General features: G+C 38.6%; 1 protein-coding gene. It reads left to right on the forward strand.

The window, feature by feature from the left end; all coding sequences use genetic code 11:
- Positions 1–451, forward strand: a 451-nt coding sequence (locus AC2JF9_RS09235) for a transporter substrate-binding protein (protein ID WP_500727177.1), incomplete at both ends; no start/stop codon positions are given.

A 451-nucleotide genomic window follows, 5' to 3' on the forward strand; every position in this document is an offset into this window, starting at 1 on the left:
GGGTGGTTTTTCAAGTGCATCACGCGAAGCAATCCGCCCAATTATGGAACAAAATAAAATGCTTTATTTCTACAACAACCAATATGAAGGTGGAGTAGCAAGTAAATATACATTTGCTACAGGGGCTGTACCAGAACATCAGGTTGTAACACTGATCAAAGCAATGATCGAGAAGTATGGCCCAAGAATTTATACCATTGCTGCTGATTATAACTTTGGCCAAATTACTGCAGACTGGGTTAGAAAAACAGCTGAAGCAAATGGTGGAGAAATCATCAACGAGGAATTCATTCCATTAGGAGTTTCTCAGTTTAGTAGTACAATCAGCCGTATAAAAGCAGCAAATCCTGATGTTTTAGTGACATTAATGGTAGGGCAAGCTCAATCTTCTTTTTACGGTCAATGGGCAAAAGAAGGAAATCAAAAAATTCCAATGGCGACTACTGTAAAT

The organism is Lactobacillus sp. C449L (assembly GCF_059900815.1).